General features: G+C 69.8%; 32 protein-coding genes and 1 tRNA gene. 20 read left to right on the plus strand and 13 right to left on the minus strand.

All coding sequences use genetic code 11. The features are described from left to right. The first annotated feature begins 135 nt into the window (after positions 1-135). Positions 136-1,698: a DUF1963 domain-containing protein gene (locus ACFFJC_RS16635; RefSeq protein ID WP_379488615.1), complete on the plus strand. Its 1,563-nt coding sequence runs from the start codon at positions 136-138 to the stop codon at positions 1,696-1,698. Between the two features lie 10 nt (positions 1,699-1,708). On the opposite strand, the gene rbfA is transcribed toward ACFFJC_RS16635, so the two are convergent. Continuing rightward, positions 1,709-2,101: a 30S ribosome-binding factor RbfA gene (gene rbfA / locus ACFFJC_RS16640; RefSeq protein ID WP_379488616.1), complete on the minus strand. Its 393-nt coding sequence runs from the start codon at positions 2,099-2,101 to the stop codon at positions 1,709-1,711. A 111-nt stretch (positions 2,102-2,212) separates the two neighbouring features. Between rbfA and ACFFJC_RS16645 the strand changes: the two genes are divergently transcribed. Next, positions 2,213-2,524: an RcnB family protein gene (locus tag ACFFJC_RS16645; protein ID WP_379488617.1), complete on the plus strand. Its 312-nt coding sequence runs from the start codon at positions 2,213-2,215 to the stop codon at positions 2,522-2,524. Positions 2,525-3,043: 519 nt separating this feature from the next. Here ACFFJC_RS16645 and ACFFJC_RS16650 read toward each other — a convergent pair. The 7 genes from ACFFJC_RS16650 to ACFFJC_RS16680 all read right to left on the minus strand — a co-directional run bounded on the left by ACFFJC_RS16650 (position 3,044) and on the right by ACFFJC_RS16680 (position 5,687). Then, complete coding sequence (locus ACFFJC_RS16650) at positions 3,044-3,295, minus strand: hypothetical protein (protein ID WP_379488618.1); 252 nt, start codon at positions 3,293-3,295, stop codon at positions 3,044-3,046. Beyond that, entirely contained in the window at positions 3,292-3,597 is a 306-nt protein-coding gene (locus ACFFJC_RS16655) for a hypothetical protein (RefSeq protein WP_379488619.1), read from the minus strand. The genes ACFFJC_RS16650 and ACFFJC_RS16655 overlap by 4 nt, the downstream gene beginning before the upstream one ends. Continuing rightward, positions 3,594-3,902 (minus strand): coiled-coil domain-containing protein, encoded by a 309-nt coding sequence (locus tag ACFFJC_RS16660; protein ID WP_379488620.1) that lies wholly within the window; start codon positions 3,900-3,902, stop codon positions 3,594-3,596. The genes ACFFJC_RS16655 and ACFFJC_RS16660 overlap by 4 nt, the downstream gene beginning before the upstream one ends. A 10-nt stretch (positions 3,903-3,912) precedes the next feature. Continuing rightward, complete coding sequence (locus tag ACFFJC_RS16665) at positions 3,913-4,194, minus strand: hypothetical protein (RefSeq protein WP_379488621.1); 282 nt, start codon at positions 4,192-4,194, stop codon at positions 3,913-3,915. A gap of 64 nt (positions 4,195-4,258) precedes the next feature. After that, on the minus strand, positions 4,259-4,651 hold the full coding sequence (locus tag ACFFJC_RS16670) for a PspC domain-containing protein (protein ID WP_379488622.1): 393 nt from the start codon (positions 4,649-4,651) through the stop codon (positions 4,259-4,261). 29 nt (positions 4,652-4,680) lie between these two features. Further along, on the minus strand, positions 4,681-5,496 hold the full coding sequence (gene pspA / locus ACFFJC_RS16675) for a phage shock protein PspA (RefSeq protein ID WP_379488623.1): 816 nt from the start codon (positions 5,494-5,496) through the stop codon (positions 4,681-4,683). Continuing rightward, positions 5,493-5,687 (minus strand): hypothetical protein, encoded by a 195-nt coding sequence (locus tag ACFFJC_RS16680; protein WP_379488624.1) that lies wholly within the window; start codon positions 5,685-5,687, stop codon positions 5,493-5,495. Before ACFFJC_RS16680 ends, pspA begins: the two co-directional genes overlap by 4 nt. Before the next feature lie 157 nt (positions 5,688-5,844). On the opposite strand from ACFFJC_RS16680, the gene pspF reads away from it, so the two are divergent. From pspF to infB, 6 genes are all read left to right on the plus strand, one after another. Next, on the plus strand, positions 5,845-6,927 hold the full coding sequence (gene pspF / locus ACFFJC_RS16685) for a phage shock protein operon transcriptional activator (RefSeq protein ID WP_379488625.1): 1,083 nt from the start codon (positions 5,845-5,847) through the stop codon (positions 6,925-6,927). 119 nt (positions 6,928-7,046) lie between these two features. Continuing rightward, on the plus strand, positions 7,047-7,814 hold the full coding sequence (locus ACFFJC_RS16690; RefSeq protein WP_379488626.1) for an EAL domain-containing protein: 768 nt from the start codon (positions 7,047-7,049) through the stop codon (positions 7,812-7,814). Between the two features lie 191 nt (positions 7,815-8,005). Beyond that, the gene (gene rimP, locus ACFFJC_RS16695) at positions 8,006-8,578 is read left to right on the plus strand and encodes a ribosome maturation protein RimP (protein ID WP_379488627.1); all 573 of its coding nucleotides are present in this window, start codon (positions 8,006-8,008) and stop codon (positions 8,576-8,578) included. Positions 8,579-8,581: 3 nt separating this feature from the next. After that, positions 8,582-10,219, plus strand: a complete 1,638-nt coding sequence (nusA, locus tag ACFFJC_RS16700; protein ID WP_379488628.1) for a transcription termination factor NusA — start codon at positions 8,582-8,584, stop codon at positions 10,217-10,219. Then, on the plus strand, positions 10,200-10,943 hold the full coding sequence (locus tag ACFFJC_RS16705; protein ID WP_379488629.1) for a DUF448 domain-containing protein: 744 nt from the start codon (positions 10,200-10,202) through the stop codon (positions 10,941-10,943). The genes nusA and ACFFJC_RS16705 overlap by 20 nt, the downstream gene beginning before the upstream one ends. Before the next feature lie 22 nt (positions 10,944-10,965). Then, positions 10,966-13,698, plus strand: coding sequence for a translation initiation factor IF-2 (gene infB, locus ACFFJC_RS16710; protein ID WP_379488630.1), 2,733 nt, complete (start codon positions 10,966-10,968; stop codon positions 13,696-13,698). 90 nt (positions 13,699-13,788) lie between these two features. Here infB and ACFFJC_RS16715 read toward each other — a convergent pair whose 3' ends face one another. Further along, positions 13,789-15,843, minus strand: coding sequence for an NAD(+) synthase (locus ACFFJC_RS16715; RefSeq protein ID WP_379488631.1), 2,055 nt, complete (start codon positions 15,841-15,843; stop codon positions 13,789-13,791). Between the two features lie 167 nt (positions 15,844-16,010). On the opposite strand from ACFFJC_RS16715, the gene ACFFJC_RS16720 reads away from it, so the two are divergent. Next, complete coding sequence (locus ACFFJC_RS16720; RefSeq protein ID WP_379488632.1) at positions 16,011-16,421, plus strand: SufE family protein; 411 nt, start codon at positions 16,011-16,013, stop codon at positions 16,419-16,421. Beyond that, the gene (locus ACFFJC_RS16725; RefSeq protein WP_379488633.1) at positions 16,408-16,767 is read left to right on the plus strand and encodes a YbaN family protein; all 360 of its coding nucleotides are present in this window, start codon (positions 16,408-16,410) and stop codon (positions 16,765-16,767) included. Before ACFFJC_RS16720 ends, ACFFJC_RS16725 begins: the two co-directional genes overlap by 14 nt. Positions 16,768-16,797: 30 nt before the next feature. Here ACFFJC_RS16725 and ACFFJC_RS16730 read toward each other — a convergent pair whose 3' ends face one another. Beyond that, the gene (locus ACFFJC_RS16730) at positions 16,798-17,334 is read right to left on the minus strand and encodes a sterol desaturase family protein (RefSeq protein WP_379488634.1); all 537 of its coding nucleotides are present in this window, start codon (positions 17,332-17,334) and stop codon (positions 16,798-16,800) included. A gap of 209 nt (positions 17,335-17,543) precedes the next feature. Between ACFFJC_RS16730 and ACFFJC_RS16735 the strand changes: the two genes are divergently transcribed. The 8 genes from ACFFJC_RS16735 (at position 17,544) to ACFFJC_RS16770 (ending at position 22,416) form a co-directional block, all read left to right on the plus strand. After that, a complete protein-coding gene (locus tag ACFFJC_RS16735) occupies positions 17,544-17,915 on the plus strand; it encodes a hypothetical protein (protein WP_379488635.1) in 372 nt (123 codons plus the stop codon). 72 nt (positions 17,916-17,987) lie between these two features. Then, positions 17,988-19,442: a 3-isopropylmalate dehydratase large subunit gene (leuC, locus tag ACFFJC_RS16740; protein WP_379488636.1), complete on the plus strand. Its 1,455-nt coding sequence runs from the start codon at positions 17,988-17,990 to the stop codon at positions 19,440-19,442. A gap of 13 nt (positions 19,443-19,455) precedes the next feature. Then, the gene (locus ACFFJC_RS16745; protein ID WP_379488637.1) at positions 19,456-19,638 is read left to right on the plus strand and encodes a hypothetical protein; all 183 of its coding nucleotides are present in this window, start codon (positions 19,456-19,458) and stop codon (positions 19,636-19,638) included. Next, positions 19,638-20,237 (plus strand): 3-isopropylmalate dehydratase small subunit, encoded by a 600-nt coding sequence (leuD, locus tag ACFFJC_RS16750; RefSeq protein WP_379488638.1) that lies wholly within the window; start codon positions 19,638-19,640, stop codon positions 20,235-20,237. The genes ACFFJC_RS16745 and leuD overlap by 1 nt, the downstream gene beginning before the upstream one ends. A 130-nt stretch (positions 20,238-20,367) precedes the next feature. Then, positions 20,368-20,685: a DUF1476 domain-containing protein gene (locus ACFFJC_RS16755; protein ID WP_379488639.1), complete on the plus strand. Its 318-nt coding sequence runs from the start codon at positions 20,368-20,370 to the stop codon at positions 20,683-20,685. 13 nt (positions 20,686-20,698) lie between these two features. Beyond that, the gene (locus tag ACFFJC_RS16760; RefSeq protein WP_379488640.1) at positions 20,699-20,932 is read left to right on the plus strand and encodes a BolA/IbaG family iron-sulfur metabolism protein; all 234 of its coding nucleotides are present in this window, start codon (positions 20,699-20,701) and stop codon (positions 20,930-20,932) included. Positions 20,933-20,963: 31 nt separating this feature from the next. Next, on the plus strand, positions 20,964-21,293 hold the full coding sequence (gene grxD, locus ACFFJC_RS16765; RefSeq protein ID WP_379488641.1) for a Grx4 family monothiol glutaredoxin: 330 nt from the start codon (positions 20,964-20,966) through the stop codon (positions 21,291-21,293). A gap of 328 nt (positions 21,294-21,621) precedes the next feature. Then, entirely contained in the window at positions 21,622-22,416 is a 795-nt protein-coding gene (locus ACFFJC_RS16770; protein WP_379488642.1) for an NUDIX hydrolase, read from the plus strand. Positions 22,417-22,419: 3 nt separating this feature from the next. Here the strand turns inward: ACFFJC_RS16770 and ACFFJC_RS16775 are convergent, their stop codons facing one another. Both ACFFJC_RS16775 and ACFFJC_RS16780 read right to left on the minus strand, forming a co-directional pair. Next, entirely contained in the window at positions 22,420-23,670 is a 1,251-nt protein-coding gene (locus ACFFJC_RS16775) for an MFS transporter (protein ID WP_379488643.1), read from the minus strand. A 139-nt stretch (positions 23,671-23,809) separates the two neighbouring features. Beyond that, positions 23,810-23,886, minus strand: a tRNA-Arg gene (locus tag ACFFJC_RS16780). A 99-nt stretch (positions 23,887-23,985) separates the two neighbouring features. Here ACFFJC_RS16780 and ACFFJC_RS16785 point away from each other — a divergent pair. Both ACFFJC_RS16785 and recF read left to right on the plus strand, forming a co-directional pair. After that, positions 23,986-24,726: a queuosine precursor transporter gene (locus tag ACFFJC_RS16785; protein WP_379488644.1), complete on the plus strand. Its 741-nt coding sequence runs from the start codon at positions 23,986-23,988 to the stop codon at positions 24,724-24,726. Between the two features lie 71 nt (positions 24,727-24,797). Beyond that, positions 24,798-25,901 (plus strand): DNA replication/repair protein RecF, encoded by a 1,104-nt coding sequence (recF, locus tag ACFFJC_RS16790; protein ID WP_379488645.1) that lies wholly within the window; start codon positions 24,798-24,800, stop codon positions 25,899-25,901. Between the two features lie 41 nt (positions 25,902-25,942). Here recF and ACFFJC_RS16795 read toward each other — a convergent pair whose 3' ends face one another. Beyond that, the gene (locus ACFFJC_RS16795; protein ID WP_379488646.1) at positions 25,943-26,644 is read right to left on the minus strand and encodes an arylesterase; all 702 of its coding nucleotides are present in this window, start codon (positions 26,642-26,644) and stop codon (positions 25,943-25,945) included. Positions 26,645-26,685 lie beyond the last annotated feature (41 nt).

Genomic DNA, 26,685 nt, shown 5'->3' on the forward strand with positions numbered 1-26,685 from the left:
ATCGCCCGACCCGGCGCGCATCGGGGGCGGCGGGCTTCTCCCCGGCTCGTTTCCCCGTAACATCCCCCGGGACATCCGGTGCCGGGCCGCCGGCGGCCCGGGGCCGGAACGAGGATGCAGGGATCGGGAACGGGCATGAAGAGACTGATCGCCGCGCTGGCCGCCTTCGCCCCGCCGGCCGCCATCGCGGCCTACGTCGGACAGGCGCCGCTGCGCGGGGCGTTCACCGGGCCGGACCGCATCGCCGCCCGCCTCATCGCCCTGCAGGGCCGCGAGGCCGCGGTGCTGGCGCTGCTTGGGCTGGGACTGGTGCTGGCGATCGTAGCCGCGCTCGTCACCCGCCGGCGCCCGCCCCCGCTCGCACCGTTCGAATGGCCCGAGGAGCCGGCCGCCGAGCCCGAAGCCGCGGAGCCCGTCCCGGCATCGACCCCGCCCGCCCCGCCACCGCCACCGCCACCGCCGCAGCCATTAGCCCCGGCGCCTCGCCTGCTGGCGCCCGGGCCGGTGGTGCTCGTGCGCAAGCCGCGGGAGCGCAGCCGCGACTGGTTCGGCGATCGCAGCTGGTTCGGCGGCCTGCCACGCCTCGGCGACAGGCCCTGGCCGCGCGACGCGGCGGGCACGCCGCTGCCGTTCGCCGCCCAGATCGACCTGGCCGAGCTGGCCGCCCTCACCCCCGGCGCGCCGCTGCCCAACCGCGGCTCGCTGGCGTTCTTCCTCGGCGCCGGCGCGGTCGTGGCGGTGCCGGACGGCGCCGACTTCGCCGACCCGCCTGAGGGGCTGCCCCCCGCCTACGACGCCGGCGGCGCGCCCTTCCCGGTGCGCGCGGGCCGGCTCAGCCGCTGGTTCTTCCCGTTCTGGCCGGTCGAGCCCGTCGCCCTGGAGCTTTCCGGCAGCGCCGACGACGCGGCGATCGAGGACGCCCTGGCCGAGCGCCTCGCGGGGGAGGCCATGCTGCGCGACCATCCCTTCTACGCCGCCGGGGTGGGCGCGCCGGTGGAGGCCTTGTGGTGGCACTCGATGATCCACCTCGCGGACCAGCTCCACGAGGCACTCGACGATGGCGCGACGCCGCTGGCCGCCTGGGCCGAGGCGGCCGCTCGCCAGCGCGGCGCGCTGGCCGAGGTCGCGCACGATCCCGACGCCGCGCCTTACGCGGTGCAGGACGCGCGCGAGGAGCTGGAGCGGATCGAGGCCGAGGCGGAGCTGCTCCAGGCCCAGCGCGCCGAGCTGCCGGAAATGGTGCGCGCGCTCGACGGCTTCGTCGAGGGGCGCGATCCCTGGACCCCGCTGACCGCCGAGGAACGGGAGGTCGCCGCGGACATCCTGTCCGAGGTCCACGAGCGCTACGGCGAGATCGTGCGGCGCCACGTCTCCGGCTCGCTCGCGCAGCTCGCGACGATCTCGCTGCGCGCGATGGTCTCCGGCCCGCCGGAGACGCTGGCGGCGATGCCCGCAGAGGTGCTGGCGCGGATCAACCGCGAGTACCGCCTGCCGCCGGTCCTGCAGCACCGCATGTTCGGCGCGGCGCCCGAGGCGGCGCAGCCGGACGGCGACGACCTGCTGCTGCTGCAGCTCGCCCACGACGACATGATGGAGTGGAGCTGGGCCGAGACCGGGACCTACCGCTTCCGCATCCCCGCGCGCGCCGCGGCGGCGGGCGACTGGTCGGCGGCGCGGCTGGCGTTCGAGAGCGACTGACCCGGAGGGCTCAGTCCTCGAGGTCGCGCTTGACCCGGGGATCGTTCAGCAGCGCGTCGATCCGGCTCGCCTCGTCGAAGGTCTCGTCGGGGCGGAAGCGGATCTTGGCGGCGAACTTCAGCTTGAGCCGCTGCGCCACCTCCCGCTGGAAGAACGCGGTGTTGGTGCGCAGCGCCTTGAGCACCGCCTCTTCGTCCTCGCCCAGCAGGGGCTTCACGTAGACGGTCGCCTGCCGCAGGTCGGGCGTCATGCGCACCTCGGTCACCGAGACCGAGTGGGCGCTGAGCGTGCTGTCATGCACCTGCTGGCGCGCGAGGATCTCTGACAGGATATGGCGCACCTGCTCGCCCACCTTGAGCAGGCGGACGGAGTGCTGTTCGGGAGTGGTCTGGTGGCGTGCCATCGTTCCTCGCCATGTGGGCCCCTCGCGACAATTTGCAACAATTGATTACGGCTCCCCAGACCCCCCTCGCGCATTATCCCCGGCGACAACGAGCCCAGAAGGAGTCGCACAATGAAGAGGTTCACTGCCGCCCTGATCGCCGCCGCGCTGGTCGCCCCTGCCGTGTCGGCCGTCCCCGCCCTCGCGAAGGACGACCACCATCGGACCGTCGTGACGAAGAAGGTCACCTACAAGACCTTCCGCAAGGGGGACCGCTTCGACAGCCGCCACGCGCGCAACTACCAGGAAGTCGACTACCGCCGCTACCGCGGCATCAAGGCGCCGCCGCAGGGCTACCGCTACGTCCGCGCCGGCAACGACCTGCTGCTGGTGGGCCGCACCAGCGGCGTGGTGTCCTCGGTACGGAGCGGCATGTTCCGCTGAGCCGGGAGGTCCGCTGAGTCGGAGCCAGGGCCGAGAGGGGGGTGGGGGCCACCCGCCCCTCTCGATCGCGCCGCGTACACGCCATCGCCCGCCGGCGAGCGCGGGATAACGCCTGGGTAGGAACGCAGCCGAAGAAGGAACATCGGGCCGGCGTCGGGGCGTCCTTGCGGCACGCAAGGAGGGGGCCTGCTCTGTGCGAACGGCCGGGTAGCATGCTGGCAGCCCGGCTCGGTCCTGGCGGAGCGGAACGAACCGGCGGCGCGGACTCGCAGGCGAGCGCCGGTCCTCTCAGGCTACTTCCGGGAAACCACCCTCGTGAGGGCCGGCCGTTTGCGGAAGGCCTTGGTACCTCGACGGATCGCGGTACCCGGAACCGCTCCGGGGGACGCTGTGGGCGTGGTCCACGACTTGCACTCGCGTACGGCCCACGACGCCGGCCCGAAACACCGCTTCGGAACGTGCGCACGCTCCGCANAGCTTATAACCTATCTGGCACTAACTGTCAAGGGGCCACGCGCCTCAGTCGCGCAGCGACTCGATCTGCCGCGCCAGATCCTTGCCGCGCTGGTCGTCGGTGGCGATCCGCTCGAGCACGGCGATGCGCTTGCGCATCTCCTCCACCTCGCGCTCCAGCTCGTGCTCGCGCGCGGTGTGGTCGTAGTCGCCGCTAGTGTCGCGCTGCGAATGGCCGAGGGCGCGGTAGCGCTGGGCCTTGAGCCATGTCACGCAGCCGACGGAGAACAGCACGACGACGGCAGTCCAGAAGCTCATTGCGTGGTCACCTTCGTCAGCACGCCCGGCGCATCGCGCTCGCGCAGGGCTTCGATCTGCAGCGCGATGTCGCGGCCGCCTTCTCCCTCCGTGACAATCCTTTCCAGGACTCTCAAGCGGTTTTCCATCTCGCTGTTGTGGGTGGCGTACTGCGCGGCCTTTTCCGCCGTAGCACCGGCGGTGATCTGCAGCTTGCGCTCGAGGTACTCCAGCCGGCGCTTGTACACACCCGCGAGAATGCCGAAGACCGCGATCATGCTGCCCAGCACGGCGGACAGGCCCATGAAATCCCCGAAGCTCATCGTGCGTGGACCTCCTGCGGGAGCGTGCGCAGGCTCTCGATCTGCGCGGCGGTGGCGTAGCCGGTGTCGGTGACGATCGTCTCGAGCACGGCGGCGCGCCCTTCCAGCGCCTCGACCCGGGCGCGCAGCGCGGCGTTCTCCTCGGCCAGCCGCGCGGCGGCGGCATGGTCGGGCCGCTCGGTCTTGCCGCTCCACTCGTCCTCCAGCGCATAGCCGTGGCGCGCGCGGATCCAGTTGTTGACCAGCCAGCCGCCCGTCGAGAGGGCGATGATGGCGATCACGAATTCGGGGCCGCCCCAGTTCATCGCCGCCTCCTCAGTTGACGGTGTCGGCCGCGGGACCGCGCGCCGCCTGGACCTGGCGCGTGTCGCGCAGCGCCTCGATCTGCAGCGCGGTGTCGTACCCGCCCTCGGTGATGATGCGTTCCAGCACGCGGATGCGCTGTTCCATCTCGGCGTTGTTGGTGGCGTAGAGCGCCGCCTTCTCCGCCGTGGCCTCCGCCTGGATCTCAGCCATCTTGCGCTGGTGCCGCGTCCAGATCGCCATCAGCGGGATGGAAAGCGCGACGATGGGGATGAGGTCGCCGAAGTTGAACATGTCGTGTGTGTCCCTGTTGGCCCCGGGCCGATGCCCGGGGCTCTGCGCGAACGCCCGGATGCGGTCAGCGCAAGCTGTCGATCTCGGCCGCGAGGCGCGAGTTGCTGTTGGAATAGTGCGCTTCCATCTCCGCGATCCGCCGGTCCATGTCGGACAGGTCGGAGTCGAGGCGACGCGAGCCCGAGGCGCGGCCCAGGCCCTTGCGGGCACGGCGGCGCTCGTAGCGGCGCAGCAGGCGCATCTCCTCTTCCTCGGAGTAGAGGCCGATCGGCCGCTTGTCGGCCAGCACGGCGACGGCGATGTAGATCGGGATCACCACCGGCGAGACGAAGATCAGCAGGAGCACCGCGGCAAGGCGGACCCAGAACGCATCCACTTCGGTGTAGTCGGCGATCCCGGCGCAGACGCCGGCGAGCTTGGCGTTCGACTTGTCGAGATAGAACTGTCCGCGTGACACTGTCTTTTCCCTTCCCTCGAAATGCAGCGTTACTGTTCGGTCTGCGGCTTGGCGCCCATCGCCCGCTTCATCTCGGCGAGCTCCGCCTCGATGGTGTCGCCATCGGCGAGCGCGGCGATCTCCTCGGCGAGCGTGGGCTGGCGGCGGTCGGAGAGGCTCATTGCCTCGGCACGGCCTTCCGCATAGTCGACGCGGCGCTCGAGTTGGTCGAACCGGGCCATCGCCTCGTCCACGCGCTCGTTCGACAGCAGCGTGCGCAGCTTGACCCTGTTTTCCGCGCTCTGCAAGCGCGCCGCGATCGACGACTGCCGGCTGCGGGCCTCGCGCAGGCGGGTCTGCAGCTTCTCGATATCCGCCTCGTAGGCGCGCAGGGCGTCGTCGAGCACGAGGATCTCGGCTGCAAGCTGCTCCGCCATGTCGGTGGCCTTCTTGCGCTCCAGCAGCGCGGCGCGGGCCAGGTCCTCGCGGTTCTTGCTGAGCGCGAGCTGGGCCTTGTCGGCCCAGTCGGCCTGCAGCTTCTCCAGCTTGCCCACGTGCCGGCGCAGCTCCTTCTGGTCCGCGATGGTGCGGGCCGAGCTGGTCCGCACCTCGACCAGCGTCTCCTCCATCTCCAGGATGATCAGGCGGATCATCTTGGCCGGGTCTTCCGCCTTGTCGAGCAGGTCGTTGAAGTTGGCGGCGACGATGTCGCGGGTGCGGGAGAAGATGCCCATGGCGGTGTTTCCTCGTGCGTGGTTCGTGGGCCGGGTCGGCTCGCCGGCATGGTCCGCCTCGAAGCGGTAGGCGCGGCTTTCGGCCTTGCCCGGATTTTGAAGCACTTCGATCTCTGCGTCGAGCCTGCTCATGCGAGCGGCGCTCCGCAGGCGTGGACCGGTGCGGCCTGCGCCTGCGCCACGCCGACCTTGTCGGCGAGCGCCAGCAGGTTGAGCGCGCCCATCGCCAGCAGGCTGACGATGATGACCCAGTCGAGCCGGGTGCGAGCCGGCGCGGTGCGCTGCGGTCCGGGTCCGGAAGTCGGGGCGGTGATCGGGAGCATCGTGGTGTTTCCTCTGGTCCTGAACGTCTTGCGGATCTTACAGCAACCTCCGTGCCAAATCGTGATCCGGCCGGATTTCCGCGCTTTTCAGGGATGCGCGGAGCGGAGGTTTGAAAATGAATTGCCAATGAACGGGAAAAACCACTAAGTTTTGGGCATGGAGCGCGAGACGCAGTTCATCGGCCAGTCCACCGCCTTCCTCGACGCGGTCGAGCGGGCGAGCCGCGCCGCGGCGGTGCGCCGCCCGGTGCTCGTGATCGGTGAGCGCGGGACGGGCAAGGAGCTGATCGCGCAGCGGCTCCACCGCCTGTCGCCGCGCTGGGGCGAGCCGCTGGTCACGCTCAACTGCGCCGCGCTGCCCGAAACGCTGATCGAGGCGGAGCTGTTCGGCCACGAGGCGGGGGCCTTCACCGGCGCCACCCGCGCGCGCGCCGGGCGCTTCGAGGAGGCCGATCGCGGCACCCTGTTCCTCGACGAGCTCGGCAACCTGTCGATGGCGGCGCAGGAACGCCTGCTGCGCGCGATCGAATACGGCGAGGTGGTGCGGATCGGCTCGTCGCGGCCGCTGACAGTGGATGTGCGGATCGTCGCCGCCACCAACGCCGACCTGCCGCGCATGGCGGACGAGGGCACGTTCCGCGCCGACCTGCTCGACCGCCTGAGCTTCGAGGTCATCACCCTGCCGCCGCTGCGCGCGCGCGAGGGCGACGTCGCCGAGCTGGCCGACTACTACGGCCGCCGCATGGCGAGCGAGCTGGAGTGGGAGCGCTGGCCCGGCTTCTCCGCCGCGGCGATGGCGGCCCTGGAGGCGCACGACTGGCCAGGCAACGTGCGCGAACTGCGCAACGTCGTCGAGCGCGCGGTGTACCGCTGGGGCGAGGCGGCGACGGCGATCGACGCGGTGGTGTTCGATCCCTTCGCCAGCGAGTGGACGCTGCGCGGGCTGGCCGCAGCGGCGCCGGCTCTGCCCTGCGCCTCGGCGCCGGAGACGGCGTCGCCGGAGCGCCCCGCCCCCCTCCCCAGCGCCCTCCCCGCATCCCTGCGCGAGGCCGTGGAGGCGCACGAGCGCAGCCTCCTGCTGGCGGCGCTGGAGCGGCTGCGCTGGAACCAGCGCAAGGCGGCCGGGGCGCTGGGGCTGACCTACGACCAGTTGCGCCACTGCCTCAAGAAGCACGGCCTGCACCGCGGCCGTGCAGGCGCCCCGCCGCCCGGGGAACCGGGCGCCGGCCCCGTCGTTTGAGGAGCGGGGGTCCTCGCCGATCGGCGGGAACCAAGGTCCGGACCCGCCATCGTTCTTCCGCTTTCACCCATCTTCAGAACTTCGCGGGATCCATCCGCGCGACCAGGAGGCGAGGACGCATGCCGACGGGCTGCCAGGGTTGCCACTCTCCGGAGCATGACTTCGGGATCGCGATGGCGTTCCAGCCGATCGTCGATGCCGAGACCGGCGAGGTCTTCGCCTACGAGGCGCTGGTGCGCAGCCAGGCCGGCGAAGGCGCCGGCGCGGTCCTGTCACGCGTGACGCCGGACAACCGTTACGCCTTCGACCAGCAGTGCCGGGTCGCCGCGATCCGGGGCGCGGTGGCGGCGGGCATCCTCGACACCGGAGCCCGGCTCTCGATCAACTTCCTGCCGAACGCGGTCTACTCGCCCGTCGCCTGCATCCAGCTGACCCTCAAGACCGCGCAGGAGACCGGCTTTCCCACCGACAGGCTGCTGTTCGAATTCACCGAGAACGAGCGGATCGTCGACACCGACCACGTCCGCACCATCGTCGAGACCTATCGCAGGATGGGATTTGCCACAGCGCTTGACGATTTCGGCGCCGGCTACTCGGGACTGGCGCTGCTGGCCCGCTTCCAGCCGGACTTCATCAAGCTCGACATGGAACTCGTGCGCGGGATCGACGCCAACCGGCCGCGCCGTTTGATCGTGGAGGGCGTGGCGCGCATGGCGGAGGCGATCGGCATCACCGTCATCGCCGAGGGGATCGAGACGCTGGCTGAGTACGAGACCCTGCGCGGGCTGGGCCTGCGCTACCTGCAGGGCTATCTGCTCGCCCGCCCGGCGCTGGGCCGCCTGCCCGAGATCGCCCTGCCTGGCACGCGGCACACCGACGCCGCCTAGAGCCGGCGGGAAAGTTTTTGGAGCACAGGCCACCGTGCCATCTCCGCTTGCAATTTCCCGGAATCGCGCTTATCTGCGCCTCATCCCGTAATTGGTGAAACAACGAACGGGCTGGCGCCGGTAGGGGCCGGCGCGAAACCGCGTTGCACCTGTTGCGCATGCCATTGAGCACACACGAAACGGAGCCAGGATTGGTCGATACCGCACGCCTTACCGAAGTGATCGAACCCGAGGTCAGGGCCCTGGGCTTCGACCTCGTGCGCGTGCGCATCTTCGGCAAGAGCGAAGTGGGAGACGACGAGATCGCGCTCCAGGTCATGGCCGAGCGGCCCGAGACCGGCCAGCTTGTCCTCGACGACTGCGTGGCGCTCTCGCACCGCATCTCCGACCGCATGGACGCGCTGGAGGAAGCGGGCGAAGTGCTGATCGCGGAGGCCTATCGCCTCGAGGTCAGCTCGCCCGGCATCGACCGCCCGCTCACCCGCCCCAAGGACTACGCCGCCTGGGCCGGCCACGAGGCGAAGGTGAACCTCGTCACCCCCGTCGAGGGCAACCGCAAGGCGCTCCACGGCGACCTCGTCGGGATCGAGGGCGAGGCCGGCGCAGAGACGGTGACGCTGGAGGACCGCAAGTCCGGCCGCGTCAGCTTCCCGCTGGCGGACATCCAGTCGGCAAGGCTGATCCTTACCGACAAGCTCATCGCAGCAACCCGGCCGCTGGACACCAGTGGCGCGGACGACATTCTTGAGGAACAGGAAGACTAAGCCATGGCCAGTGCGATTTCCGCCAACCGCGCCGAGCTGCTCGCGATCGCGAACTCCGTCGCGTCGGAGAAGATGATCGACAAGTCGATCGTCATCGAGGCGATGGAAGAAGCCATCCAGAAGTCGGCCCGCAACCGCTACGGCGCCGAGAACGACATCCGGGCCAAGCTCGACCCGCGCACCGGCGACCTGCGCCTATGGCGCGTCGTCGAGGTGGTCGAGGAGGTGGAGGACTACTTCAAGCAGGTCGACCTCAAGCAGGCCGAGAAGCTGCAGAAGGGCGCGCAGATCGGCGACTTCATCGTCGATCCGCTGCCCCCGGTGGACCTCGGCCGCATCGACGCGCAATCGGCCAAGCAGGTGATCTTCCAGAAGGTCCGCGACGCCGAGCGTGATCGCCAGTACGAGGAATTCAAGGACCGCGCCGGCGAAGTCATCACCGGCGTCATCAAGTCGGTCGAGTTCGGCCACGTCATCGTCAACCTCGGCCGCGCCGAGGGCGTGATCCGCCGCGACCAGCAGATCCCGCGCGAGGCCGCCCGCGTCGGCGAGCGCGTGCGCGCGCTGGTGCTGCGGGTCGAGCGCCAGAACCGCGGCCCGCAGATCTTCCTGTCGCGCGCCCACCCCGACTTCATGAAGAAGCTGTTCGCGCAGGAAGTGCCCGAGATCTACGATGGCGTGATCGAGATCAAGGCCGCCGCCCGCGACCCGGGCTCGCGCGCCAAGATCGGCGTCATCAGCCACGACCACTCGATCGACCCGGTCGGCGCCTGCGTCGGCATGAAGGGCAGCCGCGTCCAGGCCGTCGTGCAGGAACTGCAGGGCGAGAAGATCGACATCATCCCCTGGAGCGAGGACACCGCGACCTTCGTCGTCAACGCGCTCCAGCCCGCGACCGTCAGCCGCGTCGTCATCGACGAGGAGGAGAGCCGCATCGAGGTGGTGGTGCCCGACGACCAGCTCAGCCTCGCGATCGGCCGCCGCGGCCAGAACGTGCGCCTTGCTTCGCAGCTGACCGGCTCGCAGATTGACATCATGACCGAGGCCGAGAGCTCGGAGAAGCGCCAGAAGGAATTCGTCGAGCGCTCGAAGATGTTCGAGGAGGAACTCGACGTCGACGAGACGCTCTCGCAGCTGCTGGTGGCCGAAGGCTTCAGCGAGCTGGAGGAAGTCGCCTACATCGACGTCGCCGAGCTGGCGAACATCGAGGGCTTCGACGAGGAGCTCGCCGAGGAACTGCAGAGCCGCGCGCACGAGGCGCTCGAGCGGCGCGAGGAAGCGAACCGCGAGCTGCGCCGTAGCCTGGGCGTCGAGGACGCGCTGGCCGACCTGCCGCACCTCAACGAGGCGATGCTGGTCACGCTGGGCAAGAGCGGCATCAAGACGCTCGACGACCTCGCCGACCTCGCCACGGACGAGCTCATCGCCAAGAAGCGCACCGAGCAGCGCCGCCGCGACGGCTCGGTGAACCGCCGCGCCCGCGACGAGGACAAGGGCGGCGTGCTCGGCGAGTACGGCCTGACCGAAGAGCAGGGTAACGAGATCATCATGGCTGCGCGCGCGCACTGGTTCGACGACGAGCCGGACGCGCAGGACGAGCCGCAAGCCGAGGAGGCCGCCGATGCGGAATCCTCGCAATGAGCGCGTAAGCTCCGACATCGACGGCGACCCGGCGGAGAGGACCTGCATCCTCTCCGGCCGGAAGGCTGCGCGGCAGGACCTGATCCGGCTGGCGATCTCGCCGGAGGGATTGGTTCTTCCCGACGTCCACGCGCGCGCCCCCGGGCGCGGCGCGTGGATCGGCGTTTCGCGCGCAGACCTTGAAAAGGCGATCCAGAAGAACAAACTGAAGGGAGCGCTGGCGCGGGCCCACAAGGGCGCGCCGCTCACCATTCCCGACGACCTGGCGGATCGGATCGAGGCGGCGCTGTCGCGCGCCTTGACCGACCGGCTGGGCCTCGAACTCAAATCGGGCAGGCTGCTCATGGGCTCGGACCGGATTGCGCAGAACGCGCGAGAGGGCCGGGTCACGTGGCTGGCCCATGCCGCCGACGCGCGCGAGGACGGGTCGCGCAAGCTCGACCAGGCCTGGCGGGTGGGTCGCGAGGCGGAAGGATCCGGTCTGAAAGGCACGCGCTTGCCTCTGGACCGGGAGACGCTGTCTGTGGCATTGGGCCGCGACAACGTCGTTCACCTGGCGCTGAACGATCGCGGGGCGGCCGAGCGAGTCGAAACGCAACTGCAGCGCCTCCTGCATTTCCAGGGGCAGGTCACCAGCCGGCAAGACGGCGAGACCGGCATGGATGATGAAGGCATGAAGAATGCCAGCGAACCGGCACACGCCGCGTCCGCGACGACGAATTGACCGAAGGGCGAAGACGAGAAATATGAGCGAGACCGACAACAAACCGACCCTGGGCCGCAAGCCGCTTGGGCTTAAGCGCTCGGTGGAAGCGGGTGAGGTCAAGCAGACCTTCAGCCACGGCCGCACCAACAAGGTGGTGGTCGAGGTGAAGCGCCGCAAGCTGATCGGCAAGCCCGGCGAAGCCGAGGCCGCGCCCGCTCCGGCGGCGCCCGCCCCGGCTCCGCAGGCCGCCGCGCCGCGTCCGGCAGCGCCGCCGCCGGTCAAGCGTCCCGCCCCGTCCAACGAGACGCCGCAGGAGCGCGTCGCGCGCCTGCAGCGCGAGGCCGAGGAAGCGCGCCTGGCGATGCTCGAGGAGGCGACTCGCCGCGAGCAGGAAGAGAAGCTACGCGCAATCGAGGAAGAGAAGCGCCGCGCCGAGGACAACCGCCGGGCCGAGGAGGAGGCTGCCGCGTCCGCCGCCCAGGCCGCTGCCGAGGCCGCCGCAGCCGCCGAGGCTCCGGCCGTGGTCGAAGACGCCGCTCCGGTGGAGGCTCCGGCTCCCGCCGCGCAGGCTCCTGCCGAGGCGCCCGCCGCCCCGGCGCCCGAGACCGCCCGCGCCGCCGCTCCTGCTGCTGCAGCCGCCGCTCCAGCCCCCGCTCCCGCAGCGACGCCGGTGCCGGCGCCGCGCCGCTTCACCCCGGTGCAGCGTCCCGAGCCGCGCCGTGCCGAGCCGGCCGCGCCGGCTGCGGGCACCGCTTCGGCCAGCCCGGCCAGCACCGGCGGCGTCGCCAAGAAGCCGGACGCCGCCAAGAAGGGCCCGGCCGCGCCGGCCCGTCCCAGCTCGCAGCCCGACCGCAACAAGGGCGGCGACCGTCGCCAGTCGGGCAAGCTCACGGTCAGCCGTGCGCTCAACGACGACGAGGGCGCCCGCGCCCGCTCGCTCGCCGCTCTGAAGCGCGCGCGCGAGAAGGAGCGTCGCGCCCACTTCGGCGGGCAGTCGCAGCAGCGTGACAAGCAGGTGCGCGACGTGGTCGTGCCCGAGGCGATCACTGTCGCCGAGCTGGCGAACCGCATGGCCGAAAAGGCTGCGGACCTCGTCAAGTCGCTGTTCAAGATGGGCATGATGGTCACCGTCAACCAGACGATCGACCAGGACACGGCCGAACTGCTCGTGACCGAGTTCGGCCACAACATCCAGCGCGTGTCCGAGAGCGACGTCGACCTCGACACGACGACCGACGTCGACGCCGAGGAAACGCTGCAGCCGCGTCCGCCGGTGGTCACGATCATGGGCCACGTCGACCACGGCAAGACCAGCCTGCTCGACGCGCTGCGCGGCACCGACGTGGTGCGCGGCGAGGCCGGCGGCATCACCCAGCACATGGGCGCCTACCAGATCAAGACCAAGGGCGGCGAGCTCGTCACCTTCCTCGATACGCCGGGCCATGCCGCGTTCACCCAGATGCGCATGCGTGGCGCCAACGTCACCGACATCGTGGTGCTGGTGGTGGCGGCCGACGACGGTATCATGCCGCAGACGGTCGAGGCCATCAATCACACCCGTGCCGCGGGCGTGCCGATGATCGTGGCGATCAACAAGATCGACAAGCACGAGGCCAACCCGCAGAAGGTGCGCGAGCGCCTGCTGGAGCACGAGGTCGTCGTCGAGGCGATGTCGGGTGAAGTGCAGGACGTCGAGGTTTCGGCCAAGACCGGCGCGGGCCTGGACGAGCTAATCGAGAAGATCCTGCTCCAGGCCGAGCTCATGGAGCTCAAGGCCAACCCCGACCGCGAGGCCGAGGCGACCGTGATCGAGGCGAAGCTCGACAAGGGCAAGGGCCCGCTGGCGACCGTGCTGGTCAACCGCGGCACGCTCAAGGTCGGCGACATCCTCGTCGTCGGCACCGAGAGCGGCCGCGTGCGCGCCATGCTCGACGACAAGGGCCGCCAGGTGAAGGCGGCGCCTCCCTCGATGCCGGTGGAAGTGCTGGGCATCGGCGGCGTGCCGATGGCGGGCGACCGCCTCTCGGTGGTCGACAGCGAGCAGCGTGCCCGCGAGGTCTCGTCCTACCGCCAGGAGCAGGCCACGGCCAAGCGCACCGCCACCGCGCCCACCAGCCTCGACACGATGTTCTCGGCGCTCGCCGCCAAGCAGAACGTCATCGAGTACCCGGTGGTCATCAAGGGCGACGTGCAGGGTTCGGTCGAGGCGATCAACGCCGCGCTCAACGCCCTCTCGAACGACGAGATCAAGGTGCGCATCCTGAGCTCGGGCGTGGGCGCCATCACCGAATCGGACGTCACCCTGGCCTCGGCCAGCGGCGCGCCGATCGTGGGCTTCAACGTTCGCCCGAACGCCAAGGCGCGCGAGCAGCTCGAGAAGACCAAGACGCCGATGATGTACTACGACATCATCTACGAGCTGACTGCCGAGGTCGCCAAGCAGATGGCCGGCATCTGGGGTCCCGAGCGGATCGAGACGGTCGTCGGCCGCGCCGAGGTCAAGCAGGTCTTCCCGGCCGGCAAGCGCGACAAGGCGGCGGGCCTGCTGGTGGTCGAGGGCTACATCCGCAAGGGCATCAACGCGCGTCTCACCCGCAACGACGTCATCGTCAGCCGCACGACCATCGCATCGCTGCGTCGCTTCAAGGACGACGTGGACGAGGTCCGCGCCGGCCTCGAGTGCGGCGTGGTGCTGGCCGACACGAACGACATCAAGCCGGGCGACCACCTGGAAGTCTTCGAGGTCAGCGAGCGCGAGCGCACGGTCGGCTAAGGCCGCTTTCGACCGGTCGACACGGCGGCCACCGCCGGGCAGGAGAGCCCGGCAGTGGCCGCTGCCGTTTCCGCCTGGCGCAAGGCCGACTTACGGGACGCGCGCGTCCAGCTCCGCCAGCCACACCGCCGCGCTCGCGTCCGAGGGCGCACGCCAGTCGCCGCGCGGGCTCAGGGCGCCGCCGGAGGAAACCTTCGGGCCGTTGGGAATCGCCGAGCGCTTGAACTGGCTGAACGCGAAGAAGCGGCGCAGGAACTGCTCCAGCCACGAGCGGATCGTCGCCAGCTCGTAGGCGTTCTTCTTCTCCTCGGGAAAATGTGCCGGCCAGTTGCCGGCCGCCGCGTCGCGCCATGCGTGCCAGGCCAGGAAGGCGACCTTCGACGGCTTCTGCCCGAAGCGCATGATGTGGTGGAGGAAGAAGTCATTGAGCTCGTAGGGCCCGATCTTCCCCTCGGTGCTCTGGATCTCCCCATCCTCGCCGGCGGGGACCAGCTCGGGGGAAATCTCGGTGGCGAGGATCGAGAGCAGGATTTCCTCGGTCGCGGCTTCGAACTGGCCGGTGGTTGCGCACCAGCGGATCAGGTACTGAATCAGCGTCTTGGGCACGCCGGCATTGACGGCATAGTGGCTCATCTGATCGCCGACGCCATAGGTACACCAGCCCAGCGCCAGCTCGGAAAGGTCGCCGGTCCCCACCACGAAGCCGGAATGCTGGCTGGCGAGGCGGAACAGGTAGTCGGTGCGCAGGCCCGCCTGCACGTTCTCGAAAGTGACGTCGTAGACCGGCTCCCCGCCGGCGAAGGGATGGCCGATGTCCTTGAGCATCGTCCTGGCCGCGGGACGGATGTCGATCTCCTCGGCGGTGATCCCCACCGCGTTCATCAGCTTCCAGGCGTTCGACTTAGTGCCCTCGCTGGTCCCGAAGCCGGGCATCGTGTAGCCGCGGATGGTGGTGCGTGGCAGCCCGAGGCGATCGCAGGCGCGCGCCGCGACGATCAGAGCGTGAGTGGAATCGAGGCCACCCGAGACGCCGATCACCAGCGACTGCGAGCGGGTCGATTCCATCCGGCGCATCAGCCCGTCGACCTGGATGTTGAACGCTTCGTAGCAGTCGGCATCCAGCTTGTCGGCGCGGGCGGGGACGAAGGGGAAGCGGCGGATCGGCCGCACCAGGCCGATGTCTCCCGTCGACGGGGCGTGGGCGAAGGGGATGGTGCGGAACGTCTCCTCCGGGCGGCCGGCGACTTCGGCGGCGTCGTTGAAGGTCGGCAGGCGCAGGCGGTCCATGGCGATGCGATCGCAGTCGACGTCGGCGATGCACAGCTCCGGGTCGAGGGCGAAGCGCTCCGATTCGGCAAGCAGGTCTCCCAATTCGTAGACGATCCCCTGCCCGTCCCATGCGAGGTCGGTGGTGCTCTCGCCGTGTCCGGCGGCACAGTAGATGTAGGCTGCCGCCGCGCGTGCGGACTGCGAGCGGCAGAGCATGTGCCGCTCGTCCGACTTGCCGATGACGATATTGGAGGCCGAGAGGTTGCACAGGATCGTCGCACCGGCGAGCGCACCGAGCGAGCTGGGCGGGGTGGCGGCCCAGAAGTCCTCGCAGATTTCGACGAAGAACCGGAAGTTGGCCAGCACTTCGGAGGCGAAGACGAGGTCGACGCCGAAAGGCACCTCCTGCCCGTTCACGGCGATGGTGGCGTTGCGGATCGCCTTGCCGCTGGCGAACCAGCGCTTCTCGTAGAACTCGCGGTAGTTGGGCAGGTAGGACTTGGGGACCACGCCCAGCAGCCGGCCCTGCGCGATCACCAGCGCGCAGTTGTACAGCCGACCCTTGCGCGGCAGCGCCGCCCCGACCAGCAGCACCGGCGAAAGATCGGCGCTGGCGGTGACGATCTCGGCGATCGCCGCTTCCACCGCCTCGATCAGGGCGCTTTGCAGGTGCAGGTCGTCGATGGCGTAGGAGGACAGGCACAGCTCGGGGAAGACCAGCAGGTCGACGTGCGCCTCGTGCGCCCGCCGCACCTCGGCGAGCACCGCGTCGCGGTTGAAGGCGACGTCCGCCGTGCGCACGCGCGGGGTGGAGGCGGCCACGCGCACGAAGCCGTGGCCGTGCATCGCAAAGAAGGGGTGGCTGCGGTCGGTCATCGGCACTTCCTCAAGAACATCGCTCCTCGCCATCTTCCCGGGACAGCGGCGCGGCCGGGAATGGCGGATCCGTTACGTTGTGCGCATAGGAGCTTCCCTGACAGGAACGCTCTGCGCAGGCAATGTTCCGCTTGCCCTCGCTGTTCCCGCCTCTAAATGCCAAGTGCATGCGATCTCTCGACGATATCCGCGAAGAGTACGAGTTCCTCGACGGGGACGAGCGCTATCGGCTGCTGATCGAACTGGGCCGCGAGCTGGACGCGATGCCCGACGCGCTGAAGACCGACGCCACCCGCGTGCGCGGATGCTCGGCCAGCGTCTGGGTCTATCCTGCCGCGCGCGAGGACGGCACCTTGCACTTCCTGGCGGACAGCAACGCGGCCATCACCAAGGGCATCGTCGCACTGGTGATCGCGGCGGTGCAGGACAGGCCAGCCGCGGATGTCGCGGCGACCGACATCGCCGCCGCGCTCGAGCCGTTCGACCTGAAGAACCAGCTCTCGTCCAATCGCACCCAGGGCGTGCCGAACATGATCGCGCTGATCCGGGAGACCGCTGCGCGCTATGCGCAGGATTAGCCGTCCGCTCTGGATCGCCGGCGGTCTCTTCTTCGTCGGGCTGGGGACGCTCGGCATGTTCGTGCCGCTGCTGCCCACCGTGGTGTTCTACCTGCTGGCGGCCTGGTGCTTTTCCAAGAGCCATCCCGAATGGGCCGAGCGGCTCTATGCCCACCCCCGGTACGGGCCCCACCTCGTCGCCTGGCGCGATCGCGGCGCGGTGAGCCGCAAGGGCAAGGTCGCCGCCACGGCGATGATGGCGCTGAGCGTGGGCGTGGTGGCGCTCACCGTCGGAGGATGGTGGACGCTGATCCCGGTTGCCGTGCTCGCCTCGGTCGGTACCTGGATCTGGACCCGTCCGGAGTAGCGTACGCAGCGGCAGCCGCGGAGTGGCCGCTCAGCCGCGGCGCGGCGCGCCTTCCTCCACCGCCTCGCGCAGAACGGCGATGCCGCGGGCCCGCTGCGCGCGCAGTTCGCGCTTGAGCGCGGCGGGATCGCGCGCGACCACGAAGCCGAAGCTGACGCCGCCCTCCTTGCCGATTGTCGCGTGGTGCAGCTTGTGCGCCTGGACCAGCCGCTTGGCGTAGCCGCGCTTGGGGACCCAGCGGAAGTAGCGCTGGTGGACCAACCCGTCGTGGATCAGCGTGTAGATCACGCCGTAGATGAGGACGCCGAGGCCGATCCACGTGCCCGGCTCCCAGGCGCGCGTGCCCATCACCATCGGCGAGCCGAGCGCGAACATCGCGATGCTGATCCCGGCGCCGAACAGCGCGTAGAGGTCGTTCTTCTCCAGCACCCGGTCGTGCGGCTCGTGATGGTCGCGGTGCCACGCCCAGCCGAAGCCATGCATGATGTACTTGTGGCTCGACCAGGCGACGAACTCCATCGCAGCGACGGTGGCGAGGACGAGGAGGACGATGGCAAGCGGCGACATGGCCGCCTTATAGCGCGCAACGCGCCCCTTGCGCAAAGCTTCGGCGGGCTCCGCACGATTTCGCAGACTGCGACATTCTGCGACCAAGCATCACGCCCCTGCGACGATCCATTGATCTGGCGTTCATCTGGAAAGCTCTAAACCTGAATGCATCGGAAGCGAGGGCGAACCCTCGCCCTGACCGGAAGTTCAAGCCAAGGAGTGTTCCCATGCGCAAGTTCACCAAGCTCGTCGCCCCTGCCCTCGTCGCCGCGCTCGGCATGACCGCCGTGGCGCCGGCAATCGCCGAAGCCGCGCCGCGCCACGAGGCCGCCCGCTATACCCCGGCGCGCAACGCTTCGATCCGCTCCGACATCCAGGCGCTGCGCAGCCAGATCGACCGCGCCGCCGCGCGTCGCACGATCTCGCAGCGCGAGGCCACCGGCCTGCGCCGCGATGCCGCCGACGTCCAGCGTCTCTACAGCCAATACGCCCGCGGCGGACTGAGCGGCCAGGAAACCCGCGTCCTCGTCAACCGCGTCAACAAGGTTCGCGTCGCGCTGCGGCTGGAGCGCCATGACTACGACGGTCGTCGCGGCTGATCGATAATTGCACGGAACGGCGCGTTCGCACCGCTTGAATTGCGTGGCGAGCGCGCCTATTCGCGCCGGATCATGACAACGACTCCGCGCACCCTCTACCAGAAGATCTGGGACGCCCACGTCGTCGACACGCGCGACGACGGTACCTGCCTCATCTACATCGACCGGCACCTCGTTCACGAGGTGACGAGCCCGCAGGCCTTCGAAAGCCTTCGCGCCGCCGGTCGCCCGGTGCGCCGTCCCGACCTCACCCTTGCGGTGCCGGACCACAATCTTCCCACCACCGCCCGGCGCGATGCCCAGGGTAACCGCGTGCCCATCGCCGACCGCGAGAGCGCGCAGCAGCTCGCCGCCCTGGAAGTCAACGCGCCCGCCTTCGGCATCCGCTACATCGGCGATGCCGACCGCGAGCAGGGCATCGTCCACGTCGTCGGGCCCGAGCAGGGCTTCTCGCTCCCAGGCGCGACGATCGTCTGCGGCGACAGCCACACGGCCAGCCACGGCGGCGTCGGCGCGCTGGCCTTCGGCATCGGCACCAGCGAGGTCGAGCACGTGCTCGCCACCCAGACGCTGCTGCTCAAGCAGTCGAAGAGCTTCGAGGTGCGCGTCGAAGGCCAGCTCGGCGCCGGGGTCACGCCCAAGGACGTGATCCTGCACGTGATCGGCGTCATCGGCACGGCGGGCGGCACCGGCTACGTCATCGAATACTGCGGCAACGTGTTCGAGGAGATGTCGATCGAAGGCCGCCTGACGGTGTGCAACATGTCGATCGAGGGCGGCGCCCGCGCCGGCCTGGTCGCGCCCGACGAGAAGACCTTCGCCTACCTGAAGGGCCGTCCCTACGCCCCCGTCGGCGCGGACTGGGACAAGGCCGTCGCCTGGTGGAAGAGCCTGGCCACCGATCCGGGCGCCCGCTTCGACAAGTCCGTCCACATCCGGGCCGAGGACATCCAGCCCACCGTCACCTGGGGCACCAGCCCCGAGGACACCTCGGGCATCGGCGGGATCGTGCCGAGCCCCGAGGACTTCGCCGACGCTTCCAAGCGCGACGCGGTGAAGCACAGCCTGGAGTACATGGGTCTCGTCCCCGGCACGCCGCTGACCGAGGTGGAAGTGCAGAACGTGTTCATCGGCAGCTGCACCAACAGCCGCATCGAGGACATCCGCGCCGCCGCCGCGGTTCTCAAGGGCCGTCGCAAGGCGGATTCGGTCAAGTGGGCGATCGTCGTCCCTGGCTCGGGTCTCGTCAAGGAACAGGCCGAGGCCGAGGGGCTCGACAAGATCATCGTCGAAGCCGGCCTCGAATGGCGCGAGCCGGGCTGTTCGGCCTGCCTGGCGATGAACCCGGACAAGGTTCCCGCGGGGGAGCGCTGCGCCTCCACCAGCAACCGCAACTTCACCGGCCGCCAGGGCCCGGGCGCACGCACCCATCTGATGAGCCCGGCCATGGCCGCCGCCGCCGCGGTGACCGGCAAGCTCACCGACGTGCGCGAACTCGTCTCCCCTGCGCTGACCGGCGCGAACTGATAGGACCACAGCCATGTCCCAGGACTCCGACAACACGCTGGCCGGCAAGGCCGCCATGGCCGCCGGGGCCGCCATCGGCTCGGCGGCGATCGCCGCCGCGCTGCTCTACGTGAAGCGCCGCAAGGATCGCAAGGCGCGCGACGGGCAGCCCCCCGTCACCGGTACCGCGCCGCACTATCCGGCCGAGACCGACTGATGCAGGCGATCAGCCACGTCGCCGGCAAGGCGATCCCCTTCGGCCGCAAGAACGTCGACACCGACGTCATCATCCCCGCGCACTGGCTCAAGACGATCACCCGCGAAGGCTTGGCCCGCGGCGCCTTCGAGACGGTGAAGCAGGAGCCGGGCAACGTCTTCGCCGACCCCGCCAACGCGGGCGCGCCGATCCTCATCGCCGGTGACAACTTCGGCTGCGGCTCCAGCCGCGAGCATGCCGCCTGGGCCCTGCTCGACATGGGCGTGACCTGCGTGATCGCACCCAGCTTCTCGGACATCTTCTCGGGCAACGCGTTCAAAAACGGCATCCTGACGGTGGCGCTGCCGCAGGAAGCGGTCGACCGGCTGATGGAGGTGGCACAGACCGATCCCATCGACATCGACCTCGAGACGCAGACCGTCACGACACCGTTCCAGGACCGCTTCGCCTTCGAGATCGATCCGTTCCGCAAGCACTGCCTGCTGAACGGCCTCGACGAAGTGGGCCTGACCATGGCCCAGGGCGATGCCATCTCCAAGCACGAGGCGAAGGCGCGCGAGACGCTGCCGTTCCTGGCCCGGACGCTGGCGAGCGCCTGAGCTCTCCGCCGGGGGAACGGCGCCCCCCGGACCGACAGCGCGGCGATCCCTGCCGCTGTTGCGAATCGGGGATTGCCCCGGCGCGCGCCCTTCCCTATCGCCACCTGGAAGCCACCATTCGAGGTATCCGATGACGAGTTTCGAGGACCGCGAGCGCGCCGAGGAAGCGAAGTTCGCGCACGACGCCGACACCCAGTTCCGCATCCAGGCCCGTCGCAACCGCCTTGTAGGAGAATGGGCGGCCGAGCGCATGAAGCTCTCGCAGGCCGAGACCGAGGCTTACGCCAAGGCCGTGGTCCAGGCCGACTTCGAGGAAGCGGGCGACGAGGACGTCATCCGCAAGATCCTGGGTGACCTCACCGCCGCCGGCGTCGAGGCGAGCGAGGGCGAAGTGCGCGCCGCGCTGGACGCCAAGACGGTCGAGGCGCGCCGCCAGTTCCTGGGCTGAGGAGGCTGCTGCCATGGCGATGTCCGCCGAAGAGATCGAGACCCTCATCCGCACCGCGCTGCCCGACGCGCAAGTGACGATCACCGACCTCGCGGGCGACGGCGATCACTATTCCGCCCACGTCGTCTCGTCCGCCTTCGTGGGCCGGCCGCGCGTGGCGCAGCACAAGCTGGTCTACGAGGCGCTCGGCGGCCGCATGGGCGGCGTGCTCCACGCCTTGCAACTGACCACCGCCGTCCCCAACTGACGTCGCATACGCTTTCAAGGGTTCCATCTTCATGTCCGACGTCAACGCCCGCATCGGCGACATCGTAAACAGTAACGACATCGTCCTCTTCATGAAGGGCACGCCGCTGTTCCCGCAGTGCGGCTTCTCCAGCCGCGCGATCGCCATCCTCGAGCACCTGGGCGTGCCGTACGAGAGCGTCGACGTGCTGCAGGACATGGAAATCCGCCAGGGCATCAAGGCCTTCTCGGAATGGCCCACGATCCCCCAGCTCTACGTCAAGGGCGAGTTCGTGGGCGGCAGCGACATCATGATGGAGATGTACGAGGCGGGCGAGCTGCACCAGCTCCTGGCTGATTCGGGGATCGCCGCGCAGGGCTGACTCCCGCGAAGGCGCTGAGCCGCCACGGGCGGCATCGAAAGGCTCGGGAGCGATCCCGGGCCTTTTCGCTGTTGCGTCGAGTGTGCTTGGGAGAGCCGGGGAGGCGGGACCGGGAGACATCTCGGCCCCGCCTCTAGCAACAAGTGCTACGGGTACGCCAAAGATAATGCACGGCGCGTGCCAAGTTCAATTTTCGTTGGATTTCCGCCGTTTCTCCCCCGGAGTGTCCGGTCGCTCCCGCCTCATGTGTAAACCTGGCCGACACTCCTGCCCTCAGCGGCAAGCGAAACCCCTTGCGACGGCGGCTGCGCCGCGCGACAGCGGTCGAATGCTCTGCAGCGCCCCCTCCGACCAGCCGATGCCGCCTGACGCCCCTGCGGTCATCCCGGCGGCCACCGTGGTGATCTTCCGCCGACCCGCGGGCGGCGGCGCGCCAGAGCTTCTGATGGTCCAGCGGGCCGCGGGTCTGCGCTTCGCGGGCGGTGCGGCGGTCTTCCCCGGCGGCCGCGTCGATCCCGCCGACCGCGAGCTGGCGCGGCGCTTGCTGCCGGACGAAGCCGAGGAGATCGCCGCCGCCCGCATCGCCGCCATCCGCGAGACGCTGGAGGAGACCGGCCTGATGATCGCGACGCGCCAGCCCATCGCCGCGGCCCAGGCGGCCGAGGCGCGTGCGGCGCTGCTGGCCTGCGGTCGGCTCGATACGGTGCTCGAGCGTTTCGGGTGGGAGCTCGAGCCCCAGGCGCTCGCCTTCTTCGCGCACTGGTGCCCCTTGTGGGACAAGGCCTTCGACACGCGCTTCTTCCTCACCGATCTCGGCACCGGCGCGGTCGACATCGAGGTGGACGCGACGGAGAACACCCGCCTGTTCTGGGCAAGCGCGGCGCAGGCGCTGGAGATGGCGGACCGGGGCGAGATCTCCGTGATCTTCCCCACCCGCCGCAATCTGGAACGGCTGGCCCAGTATACCAGCCATGCCGAGGCACTGGCCGACATCGCGGCCTATCCCGTCTCGCGCGTGCATCCGGCGAACGAGCAACGCGTGGACGGCGAGTGGATCGTCATCCCCGAGGGCCACGGCTACCCCGTGCGCGGCCAGCTCAAGGCGACCGCGCGGCGCGGATAGGGCTCAGGCAGGGACCGCCAAGGGCTCCTGCGCCTTGGGGCCGCTCGCGCCGTAGAGGCCGAGCGCGATCGCCAGCACGAAGAAGCCGCTGACCGCAACGATGGCGCCGTCGTAGCTGCCGGTGACCGAATGGATACGCGCCGAACCGACCACGGCCACGGCGATGAACGGCAGTCCGATGAGCGTGTTCAGCCCGAACCCACGGCTGTAGCTCGCCTGGCCGAAGGCATCCGTCAGGCCGCGCCCCAGCGTAGGGATCGCCCCCGCGCCGTGCATGCCGATCAGCCCGATGACGACCGCCGCCAGCCAGAACGGCGGGTGCTGCAGCAGGATGGCCCAGAGCACTGCGCAGTCGAAGCCGATGAGCGCCAGCGCACGGGCGCCGCCCAGCTTGTCCGCCACCCAGCCGAACAGCACCGATCCGGCGATGCCCACCAGCGACATGATCGACTGCAGCAGCGCCGCTTCCGGGCGGGTGAAGCCCCAGGACATGCCCATGGGCACCAGCAGCGAGCCCAGCGCCACCGAGCTCGTCATGCTCGCCACCGCGGCCAGCGAGATCGCCCAGAACCGAGGCCGCGAAAGCAGCTGTGCGACGCTGAGCGAACCGTCGGCGGTGCGCTTTTCGGTGGACGCCGGCGCCACGCTCTCCTGCCCCGGCGGGTGGTCGACCGCCAGCAGCGCCAAGGGCAGCAGCAGCACCGCCGCCGCCACCCCGATGGTGAGATAGATGGTCGAGGCCGAGACCACCGAGAGCGCGCGCTCCAGCGTCCATGGCACGACGGCGATCACCACAGGAAGGTGGACGATGCCGAGCGCCAGCCCGCGATTGCGATGAAACCAGCGCGTCACCAGCGTCGCCGGTCCGATCGAGCCCGCCAGGCTCATCGCCGGACCGAAGAACAGCCCGTAGGCCAGCAGGTACAGCGCATAGCTCTGCGTCCAGGCCAGCGTCAGGTAGCCGGCGACGGTGAGCAGCGCGCCGATCAGCAGCAGCAGCCGCAGCGAGACCTTGGCGATCAGCACCCCCACGAAGGGGGCCAGGACGGAGGAGCCCACCAGCACCAGCGGAATGCCCGCCGCCGCCTGCTCCGCGCTCACGCCCAGCCGCTGCTCGACCGAGGCCAGCATGAGCCCGAAGGATCCCATGACCGTGCCGATCACGACGTTGTGCGAGACGCCCGCAATCACGCCCATGCGGACCGCGAGTGGATGGTTGGGGACCTCGGTGCCGGGGCCGGTGTCGTAAGCCAAGCGCTCTCTCCCGATGCTTGCCGCGCCGGCTTCGCGCCGGTCATGCAAAGCGAGTGTGCTCGGCCGCCGCGCGGATTGGCCAGAGAATTCGCCGGGTTCGAACGAGAATTCGCCCCGGCGACGCTGCCGGTCGACGAATTGGCGCGCCCGGCAGGGTTCGAACCTGCGACCCCAAGCTTAGAAGGCTCGTGCTCTATCCAGCTGAGCTACGGGCGCGCGCGTGCTCCCCATAGCGCGCTTGCGCGGCGGCGCAAACCGGAAGCGCCGCGTGAACTTGTGCTTTGCGCCGCAACGAAGCCGCGTTACCCAGGCTTGATGAGCGCCGGCACCAACGATCACGCGAACCTCTCCCGTCTCGACGGCATGGCCGGTGCGCGCCGCCATTTCCGCTACTTCGACTACGTCATGGCGGCCTTCGTCGCGATCCTGCTGCTCTCGAACCTCATCGGCGCCTCCAAGCTCGCCTCGCTCGGCGGCGTGACGTTCGGGGCCGGCATCCTGTTCTTCCCGGTGAGCTACGTCATCGGCGACGTGCTGACCGAGGTCTACGGCTACGCCAATGCCCGCCGCTGCGTTTGGGCGGGGTTCTTCGCGATGATCTTCATGGCCTTCATGAGCTTCGTCGTGGTCGCCATGCCCCCGGCGGCGGACTGGACGGGACAGGCCGCCTACGAAGCGGTGTTCGGCTCCACCTGGCGCATCGTGCTCGCCTCGCTGACGGCGTTCTGGGCCGGGGAGTTCGTCAATTCCTTCGTGTTGGCCAAGATGAAGCTGCTGACCGGCGGCCGGCACTTGTGGTCCCGCACCATCGGCTCGACCGTGTTCGGCCAGGCGGTGGACAGCGCGCTGTTCTATCCCATCGCGTTTCTCGGCACCTGGACGCACGAGCAGGTGCTGACGGTGATGGTCACCAACTGGGGGATGAAGGTGCTCTGGGAAGCGCTCCTGACGCCGCTCACCTATGCTGTCGTCGGCTGGCTGAAGGGCCGCGAGGGCGTGGAAGTCTTCGACGAGAACCTGGACTTCTCCCCCTTCGCGAAGGCGCCACAGGCCTGACGGTCGGCCCGCGGGTCGAGCACGTTCGGTCCTCGCCATAACCGGCAAGTGCGGCTAGTCAGCCAGCCGACATGCTGGACCGCATCATCCTGTCCCGTTTCCGCAACCACCGCGAAACCGTGGTGGAGGGGACGGCGCAGTTCAACCTGCTGGTGGGCGAGAACGGCGCGGGCAAGACCAACGTCCTGGAGGCGATCAGCCTGCTGGCACCCGGCCGGGGCCTGCGCCGCGCGCAACTGGCCGACATGCCTGCGCAGGGCGGCGACGGCGGCTTCGCGGTGAGCGCGGCGCTGCAGGCCGGCGCCGGCGAGCCAGTGCGCCTGGGCACGGGCATCGCTGCCGAGCGGCCCGGACGGCGGCTGGTACAGGTCAACGGAGCCCAGGCTTCCGCCGTGAGCCTGGCCGAATGGCTCTCGATCGGTTGGCTGACGCCGGCGATGGACCGCCTCTTCGTCGAAGGCGCGGGTGCGCGGCGGCGGTTCCTCGACCGGATGGTGCTGGCGCTCTCGCCCGGTCACGCGAGCCATGCCGCGCGGCTGGAGACGGCGCTGCGCGAGCGCAACCGCATGCTGGCGGACGAGCGGGCACCCGACCCGCGCTGGCTCGATGCGATCGAAGCGCAGATCGCGGAAGCGGGTGCCCGGGTGGCGGGAGCGCGCGCCGATCTCGTGGCCAGCCTGGATACCGCGCTGGAACGGCTTCCGGACGCGCCCTTCGCACGGCCCGCGCTGGCGTACCGGGCCGGCGGGCCGATGACCGCGGAGAGCCTCGCCGCCGCGCTGCGCGAGGGACGGCCGCGAGACCGGGCCGCGCAGCGCACGCTGGCCGGCCCTCACCGCGATGAGCTGGCTGTGACCATGGCCGGCAAGGGCCAGCCCGCCGCCGAATGCTCCACCGGGGAGCAGAAGGCGATGCTGATCGCGATGACGCTCGCCCATTCGCAGCTGCTGGAGGGCACCGGCGCGCAGGACGAGGCCCGCCGGCCGCGCCTCCTGCTGCTGGACGAAGTGGCCGCGCACCTCGATCCGGTCCGCCGCGAGGCGCTGTTCGACCGCCTGCGGGCCGGATCAGCGCAAGTCTGGCTCACCGGCACCGAGACCGGTCCTTTCGCCGCGATCACCGGCGACGCGGCGGTGTGGGAGGTCAGCGCCGGGACCGTGCGCCGGGCCGGTTGAGCGCCTGCAGCACGTCCCGGTGATCGTCGGAAAGCGGGGTGTCAGCGGGCTCGCTTCGGCAGCGCGTCCGCGACATCGTCCACGGTCGCTGCGACGATCGCGTCGATGCCGATGGCCGTGGGATGGACGTGGTCGCCCTGCATGAGGTCCGGCTTGTCGATCACCGGCTGCAGGAAGAATGGCACCAGCACCGCATCGTACTTCTCCGCCAGCTGCGGGTAGATCGGATTGAACGCTTTCCCGTAGTCCGGCCCGAGATTGGGCGCGGCCAACATGCCGAGAAGCACCACCGGGATGCCGTCCTGCCGCAGCCGCTTCAGGATCGCCTCGAGGTTGGTGCGCGTCTGCGCGGGCGGAAGCGAACGGAGCATGTCGTTGCCGCCCAGGCTGATGATCGCCAGCTCCGGCTTCGGCTGCTGGCTGCCGAGCGTGAAGTCCAGCCGCTGCAGGCCCGCGGCGGTGGTGTCGCCCGAGACCCCGGCATTGGCGATCCGGGCATTGATCCCGCGGGCGCGCAGCGCCTGCTCGAGCCGTTCGGGATAGCTCTCGCCATCCTCCAGCCCATAGCCCGCCAGGAGCGAGTCCCCGAAGGCGAGGATGTGCCGCTCCGGCCCCATCACCGGGATCACGGGCGGCGCCTCCGCAGCCGCCTCGCTGGCCTGCGGGGCTGGCGACGGCGCCTTGTCGCACGCCGACAGCAGGCAGGCGGACGCGGCGAGCAGTGCGAAAGGGACGGGACGCAAGACATTCTCCTGGAGCGGCCGACTTGCCGGATGCTACGGTG

The organism is Novosphingobium soli (assembly GCF_042432915.1).
Taxonomy (GTDB): domain Bacteria; phylum Pseudomonadota; class Alphaproteobacteria; order Sphingomonadales; family Sphingomonadaceae; genus Novosphingobium; species Novosphingobium soli.